Below are 6,798 nucleotides of genomic sequence, written 5' to 3' on the forward strand. Positions count from 1 at the left end.
CGGTCGGCGCTCAGACCGCGACCGGCTCGGGGGCCGGCGCGTTCTCGGTCTCGGCGACGACGCCCGCGACCCGGCGGAGCTTCTTCATCGGGCCGAGCTCGGACTCGTACACCTTCTTGACGCCGTCGCCGAGGGAGGCCTCGATGGTGCGGATGTCGCGGACCAGGCGGGTCAGGCCCTGCGGCTCGACGGAGGCGGCCTGGTCGGAGCCCCACATGGCGCGGTCCAGGGTGATGTGGCGCTCGACGAAGGTGGCGCCGAGCGCGACGGCGGCCAGCGTGGTCTGGAGGCCGGTCTCGTGGCCGCTGTAGCCGATCGGGACGTTGGGGTACTCCTGCTGGAGGGTGTTGATGACCCGCAGGTTCAGCTCCTCGGCCTTGGCCGGGTAGGTGGAGGTGGCGTGGCAGAGCAGGATGTTGTCGCTGCCGAGCACCTCGACCGCGTGGCGGATCTGCTTCGGCGTCGACATGCCGGTGGAGAGGATTACCGTGCGGCCGGTGGCGCGCAGGGCGCGGAGCAGCTCGTCGTCGGTGAGCGAGGCGGAGGCCACCTTGTGGGCGGGGACGTCGAACTTCTCCAGGAAGGCGACGGCCTCGGTGTCCCACGGGGAGGCGAACCAGTCGATGCCGCGCTCGGCGCAGTGCTCGGAGATGGCCTGGTAGTCCTCCTCGCCGAACTCGACGCGGTGGCGGTAGTCGATGTACGTCATCCGGCCCCAGGGGGTGTCGCGCTCGATGTCCCACTGGTCGCGCGGGGTGCAGATCTCCGGGGTGCGCTTCTGGAACTTGACCGCGTCGCAGCCGGCTTCGGCGGCCGCGTCGATCAGGGCGAGGGCGTTGCCGAGGTCGCCGTTGTGGTTGATGCCGATCTCGCCGGTGATGTAGACGGGGTTGCCGGGTCCGGCGGTACGGGTGCCGAACGTGCGCAGGCGGGAGGTGCTCATGGTGGTGCTTCCTTACTTGGTGGGGACAGAAGGGGAGGGAGTGGTGGTGAGGGTGGGGCCGAGCAGCCAGGCCGCGATCTCGCGGATGGCGCCGTAGCCGCCGGGGGTGGTCGTGACGGCGCGCGCGGCGGCGCGTACCGAGTCATGGGCGCTGCCGACCGCCACGGGCCAGCCGGCCAGGGCGAAGCAGGGCAGGTCGTTGACGTCGTTGCCGACGTAGAGGACCCGGTCGGGCGCGATGTTCTGCTCGTCGCACCACTGCTTGAGCGCCTCGTCCTTGCGGTCGATGCCGTGCAGGACGGGCACCTGGAGCTTGCGGGCGCGGGCGGCGACGACCGGGTTCTGTTCGGTGGAGAGGATCAGCAGCGGTACACCCGCCTTGCGGAGCGCGGCGATGCCGAGCCCGTCGCCCCGGTGCACGGCGACCGTCTCGCGGCCGTCGGAGTCGACCATGACCCGGTCGTCGGTCTGGGTGCCGTCGAAGTCCAGGACGACCGCGTCCACGTCCGCGAGGGAGGGCAGCGGGGACGGGTCCAGGAGCGGGGCGAGCGCGCGGGCGCGGGCCAAGTCGTGCGGGTCGTCGATCTCCAGGACCCGGGCCGGGTCGGTGGTGACGAGCGCGGTGTGGCCGAAGAAGCGGTGGCGGTGGGTACGGAAGCCCGCCGCGTCCATCGCGTAGGCGGCGCCGGTCTCCAGGAGGTCCTGGGGGCGGTCCTGGCGGCGGGGGCGTACGGACTTGTCGTGGTTGACGCCGTACGTGCCGTCCTCCACCGCGTGCCCGTCGCGCCAGAGGAACCCGTGGAACGGGGCGACGGTGACGGCCGTGTCGGCGCCTTCGTGGGCCACCGCGCGGGCCACGCCGTCGATGTCCTCGCGGGAGACGAAGGGGCTGGTGCACTGGACGAGGAGGACCACGTCGACGGTGCGGCCGCGCTCGGCCTCGTACGTGTCCAGCGCGTGCAGCACGGCCGCCTCGCTGGTCGCGGTGTCGCCCGCGATGGCGGCCGGGCGCTCCACGCAGTGCAGCCGGTCGGCGGCGCCGAGGTGGGCGGCGGCGGTGCGGGCGGCCTGGGCGATGGCCGGGTCGTCGGTGGTGACGACGACGTCGGTGACCTCGGGGGCGCCGAGCGCGGCGCGGACCGCGCGGGCGACCAGCGGGATGCCGCCGACCTCGGCGAGGTTCTTGGCGGGGACGCCCTTGGATCCGCCGCGGGCGGGGATCACGGCGAGGACGGTCGGGGTCGTCGAGGCCCCTGAAGTCACGGTCGGGGTCATCGAGGCTCCTGAAGTAGTGGTCACAGCTCCCCCATCCGGCGGATCACCGGCGCGACGCGCTGGACGCCGTGCCGGTAGGCGCCGCGCGCCGCGTTGCGTACGGTCTCCCGCACCGCGCCCCGCACCCGGCCGGGCTGCTGCGGCGCGGCGGCACCGGGCAGCGGTGTGCCGTCGGGGGCCAGGTGGTGGCGGGCGAGGATGGCCGGGAGGTAGCCGGGGGCGGTGGCGGGCGTGTAGTAGGGCGCCAGGGGCGGGAGTTGGCCGCTGTCCAGCAGCCCGGCCACCTTGGCGCGGGCGGTGTCGTAGGCCCTGCCGTACGAGCCGTCGGCGGCGACACCCTGGCCGGCCAGCCACTCCCCCTCGGGGCGCGGGCGGTACCCGCCGTCGAGCCGGTCCCAGGAGGTGAGGAGCCCGGAACCGACGAAGTGGTGGTTGCCGAGGGGCTCGCGCACGCCGAGGTCGGTGAGGACCGCGGTCGGGATGCGGCGGTGCAGGGACTCCAGCGCGGCGGTGGAGGAGACGGTGACCAGGAGGTCGGTGCGGTCCAGGACCTCGCCCATGTGCCCGTACACCAGGCGGAAGTTGGGCGGCAGTCCGCCGGGCACCTTCTGCGCGAGCCTCTGGTACGGGAGTTCCTCGATGTGCGTGGTGTGCTCGCCGGGCTTGGAGCGCAGCTTGAGCAGCACCTCGCGGCGCGGGTGCAGCCGGGCGTGCTCGACGAGCCGGCGGAGCAGGTACGTACGGTCGGCGCGGGAGGCCGGTACGGAGGGCTGCGCGGCGAACACCACGGTGTCGCGGCCCTCTTCGGGGGCGTACGGGGCTCCGCCGAGGAACGGCAGCGCGGCCTCGGTAACGGCCGAGGCGTCGGCGCCCACTCCCGCGTACACCGCGCGGAACCGCTCCGCGTCGTGGGCCGAGTTGGCGAGGACGACATCGGCGCCGTGGCGCAGCAGGAGGCCGTCGGCGAGCTTCTCGTAGACGACACCGACGTATCCGGTGACGATGACGGGCCGACGCGGCAGGTCCAGTGCGGCCAGGCCGTGCAGCATGGCCTGGACGCCGCCGCCGACGAGTGCGAGGACGACCACGTCGTAGCGCTCGTCGCGCACGGTGTGCAGGAACTCGACCGCGGTGACCTCGCGGACCTTCTCCGCCTCGATGCCGACCTCGCCGACCTCCGCGAGCTGGCGGGGCGTCGGAGTGGCCCGGCCGCGCAGCAGCAGCCCGCTCACCTCGACGGGGCGCGCGCCCCGCTCGTCCGCTCCGGCGGCCCCGGCGGTCAGACGGCGCGCGGTGAGCGCGCCCCATTTCCACCGGGTGTCGGAGTCTGCGAGGACGGCGACCCGCAGCGCCGGGCGGGGCTCGGCGGGGGTCGGGGCCGGATCGGCCGCGTTGCTGGTACGTGGGGGCACGTCCTAGAAGCTAGGAAGGCATTTCGATGCGCGGCCCAACGCGACGGCAACAAATGGTTAACAGCGAGCCGACGGTTGGCGATTCGGCAGGCCGGATCCGCGAAATGCGCTTCTGTGGCGGGTGGTTCATCTCTATTCCATTCGCCGTTCACCTGCCGTGCGGCGGGGAGGGTGGACGGCAGCCCTGACACAGTCCGAGGCAGATCAACACCGTTGCCACAAGCGCTGGTTCACCCTGTTCGCGGGCCTCGGTGATCGCTCATCAATTCGTTGTGAGCACACGCTCGCGCTGCCGTGCTCCCCGGCGGGACCGGAATCGGGACCGAAATGAACGCCCTTTCGACGAGCGGAGAGAAATCACCATCTCCCGTATGAGCGGAGTGAAATCCAAGGTGGCGGCGGTGGCCCTGGCCGGTGCGTCGGTCGTGGCCTTCCCGTCCCCCGCGCCGGCGGTGACGCACTGGGCGCAGGGCGCGGCGGCCGATCTGAACCGGGCGGCCCCGACCGGAGGACACGTGCAGCTGAACCGAGTGGTCACCGGCTAGGAGCGGGAAAGGCATCGGCCTCCCCTCGAAGGGGCGGCCGACTCGCCGGTTCACCGCCTCGACCGCCTTCGTTCACCTGCATTCCCCGCTGGGGACAAGATCCGTGCCGCGGCCCGTCCTAACGTCGGCCGGGTGGTCAAGCTCTCCGTCATCGTGCCGTTCTTCAACGTGCAGACATACGCGCCAGACACCCTCCGAAGTCTTCGGGCCAATAGCCGGGAGGACTTCGAGTTCATCCTTGTCGACGACTGTTCGACCGACGGGACGGCGGACGTCCTGCTCCGTGCCCGGGACGAGATCCCGGGGGCGGTCGTACACAGACACGAACGGAACGGAGGGCTGGCCACGGCCCGCAACACCGGGCTGGACGCGGCGCGCGGGCAGTACATCGCCTTCCTGGACGGCGACGACTGGGTCGCCCCCGGCCACTACGCCGAGCTCCTCGCCCGGACCGAGGCCCTGGGCTGCGACTTCGTCCGTACCGACCATGTCCAGGTCGAGCGCACCAGGCGTACGGTCCACCGCGTCCCGCACGGCAGGCGCGACACCGTGGCCGACCCGCGCACGGCCATCCTGCCCGCCGACCGGTCCACCTCCGTGGACTACCCGTACGCCTGGGCCGGCCTCTTCCACCGCCGGCTGCTGGACCGCGGGCTGCTGCACTTCACCGACGGGCTGCGCACGGCGGAGGACCGGCCGTGGATCTGGCGGCTGCACCGCCGCGCCGAGTCCTTCGCGGTGCTCAGCACGCTGGGCGTCTTCTACCGGCGGGGGGTGGCCTCCTCGCTGACCCAGATCGGTGACGTCCGCCAGCTCGACTTCATCCGGTCGTTCGACCAGGTCATCAGCGAGACGGCCGAGGACCCCGAGGCGGATGCGCTGCTGCCCAAGGCGGTACGCACGTACTGCGCCATCATCTTTCACCACATGAACTCGATCGAGAGGTTCGAACCGGCGGTGGCCCGCATGCTGAAGGCACGGAGTTCACAAGCGCTCGGCCGTATGCCGCAGGCCGTACTGGACGAGGTCCTGGAGTCGATGGACGTGGAGCGCGGCGCGATCCTGCGCCGGCTGCGCCGCGGCACCGCCGCCGCGAAGGAGGCGACGACGGCATGAGCACCGCCCCCGCCCGCCGCACCACGCAGCTCTTCACCGCCTCCACCCTCTACGGCGCGGCCACCCTCGCCGCCGCCCTGGACACCGGCTGTTTCGGCCCGGCCGACCGCCGGGTGCTGGTGGTCTGCAACAACGCGGCCATCCCGGAGACCACCCCGGCCCTCGACGCGATGCCGGGCTTCGAGCAGTTGCGCGGCCGGTTCGACGACGTCATCTCCTGGAACGAGACCATCGCCCCCTTCCACCCCAGCGGCTGGTCCCCGCGCCCGGACGACGTACCCCTGTGGGAGCGGCATCTGCGGCTGGCCTGGGAGCTGGGCGACGACGAGGTCGAGCTCGCCGTCGAGTCGATCCAGGTCAACCCGGCGTCGGCCATCACCGAGATCTTCACCGGCGCCCCGATCGACGTGTACGCCGACGGGCTGATGAGCTACGGGCCCACCCGCAACAAGCTCGACCCGCTGACCGGCACGCGGATCCGGCGGCTGCTGCACCTGGATCTGGTGCCCGGGCTGAAGCCGCTGCTGCTGACCGAGTTCGCGGTGGAGCCGCTGGTCGTGGAGACCGAGGGCTTCCTGAAGGTGCTCGGTGAACTGGCCACGGCCAGTTCTCCGGCCGGGCTGCCGTCCGTCGGGGCGCCGGCCCTGCTGCTCGGTCAGTACCTGTCCGCGCTGGGGCTGATCACCGCCGCGGAGGAGGAGGAGCTGCATCTGCGGATGATGCGGGGCGCGGTCGCCCTCGGCCACACCCGGCTGGTGTTCAAACCGCACCCGACGGCTCCGGCGCAGTGGTCGCGGTCGATGGAGGTGGAGGCGGAGCGGCTCGGCGCGGAGCTGACCGTGCTGGACACCGGGATTCTGCGGGCTCCGGTCCTCGCCGAGGTGCTCTACGAGCGGATGCGGCCGGCGCTGGTGGTCGGCTGCTTCTCCACGGCGCTGCTCACGGCTTCGGCGTTCTACGGGTTGCCGGTCGCCCGGGTCGGTACGGAACTGCTGCTGGAGCGGCTCTCTCCGTACGAGAACAGCAACCGGGTTCCGGTCACCCTGGTGGACGCGCTGCTGCCGGAGCTGGGCGACCGGGCCGCGGTGGAGGAGCGGCGGCCTTCGGACGGTGCCGAGCGGGAGGTGTCCGCGCTGGTGACGGCGGTCGGGTTCGCGATGCAGCCGAAAATCCACCCGGGGCTGCGGCCGGCCGCGGAGCGGTATCTGTCCACCCGGCTCACCCCGGTGACCTGGCGGTACTTCAAGCGGCGCCGGCTGACCTCGCTGGGGCTGCCGGGCGGGGTGCCGGCGCAGTTGTCGTTCCTGCCGCGCAACGCGGCGGTGCGCAGGGTGGTGCGGCGGGCGCGCTCGCTGCGGCGGAGGGTACGGCGGTAGGAGCGTCCTGAACGGGGGATACGGCGGTGGGGGGGGGGGGGGGGGGGCGCCGCCCCCCCCCCCCCCCCCCCCCCCCCCCCCCCCCCCCCCCCCCCCCCCCCCCCCCCCCCCCCGGGGGGCCCCCCGACCCC

6 protein-coding genes are annotated in these 6,798 nt (G+C 72.8%); 3 read left to right on the forward strand and 3 right to left on the reverse strand.

Annotated features, from left to right (window positions below; translation table 11 throughout):
• Window positions 1-10 precede the first annotated feature (10 nt).
• From ACIRR8_RS32145 to ACIRR8_RS32155, 3 genes are read right to left on the reverse strand one after another with little or no spacing between them, the layout of a single operon-like run.
• Entirely contained in the window at window positions 11-943 is a 933-nt protein-coding gene (locus tag ACIRR8_RS32145) for an N-acetylneuraminate synthase family protein (protein ID WP_404071469.1), read from the reverse strand.
• 12 nt (window positions 944-955) lie between these two features.
• Window positions 956-2,218, reverse strand: coding sequence for a cytidylyltransferase domain-containing protein (locus ACIRR8_RS32150; protein WP_404071471.1), 1,263 nt, complete (start codon window positions 2,216-2,218; stop codon window positions 956-958).
• Window positions 2,219-2,238: 20 nt separating this feature from the next.
• Window positions 2,239-3,630: a DUF6716 putative glycosyltransferase gene (locus ACIRR8_RS32155; RefSeq protein ID WP_404071473.1), complete on the reverse strand. Its 1,392-nt coding sequence runs from the start codon at window positions 3,628-3,630 to the stop codon at window positions 2,239-2,241.
• A gap of 371 nt (window positions 3,631-4,001) precedes the next feature.
• Here ACIRR8_RS32155 and ACIRR8_RS32160 point away from each other — a divergent pair, with 371 nt between their 5' ends.
• From ACIRR8_RS32160 to ACIRR8_RS32170, 3 genes are all read left to right on the forward strand, one after another.
• A complete protein-coding gene (locus ACIRR8_RS32160) occupies window positions 4,002-4,175 on the forward strand; it encodes a hypothetical protein (protein WP_404071475.1) in 174 nt (57 codons plus the stop codon).
• A 132-nt stretch (window positions 4,176-4,307) separates the two neighbouring features.
• Window positions 4,308-5,291, forward strand: coding sequence for a glycosyltransferase family 2 protein (locus ACIRR8_RS32165; protein ID WP_404071477.1), 984 nt, complete (start codon window positions 4,308-4,310; stop codon window positions 5,289-5,291).
• Entirely contained in the window at window positions 5,288-6,667 is a 1,380-nt protein-coding gene (locus ACIRR8_RS32170; RefSeq protein WP_404071479.1) for a polysialyltransferase family glycosyltransferase, read from the forward strand. Before ACIRR8_RS32165 ends, ACIRR8_RS32170 begins: the two co-directional genes overlap by 4 nt.
• Window positions 6,668-6,798 lie beyond the last annotated feature (131 nt).

The organism is Streptomyces sp. NPDC101178 (genome assembly GCF_044767965.1).
GTDB lineage: Bacteria > Actinomycetota > Actinomycetes > Streptomycetales > Streptomycetaceae > Streptomyces.

What these genes read in the sequence shown, in the direction of transcription:
- ACIRR8_RS32145 (WP_404071469.1), bottom strand. Translation starts at nt 943, where the DNA reads ATGAGCACCTCCCGCCTGCGCACGTTCGGCACCCGTACCGCCGGACCC.
- ACIRR8_RS32150 (WP_404071471.1), bottom strand. Translation starts at nt 2,218, where the DNA reads ATGACCCCGACCGTGACTTCAGGGGCCTCGACGACCCCGACCGTCCTC.
- ACIRR8_RS32160 (WP_404071475.1), top strand. Translation starts at nt 4,002, where the DNA reads ATGAGCGGAGTGAAATCCAAGGTGGCGGCGGTGGCCCTGGCCGGTGCG.
- ACIRR8_RS32170 (WP_404071479.1), top strand. Translation starts at nt 5,288, where the DNA reads ATGAGCACCGCCCCCGCCCGCCGCACCACGCAGCTCTTCACCGCCTCC.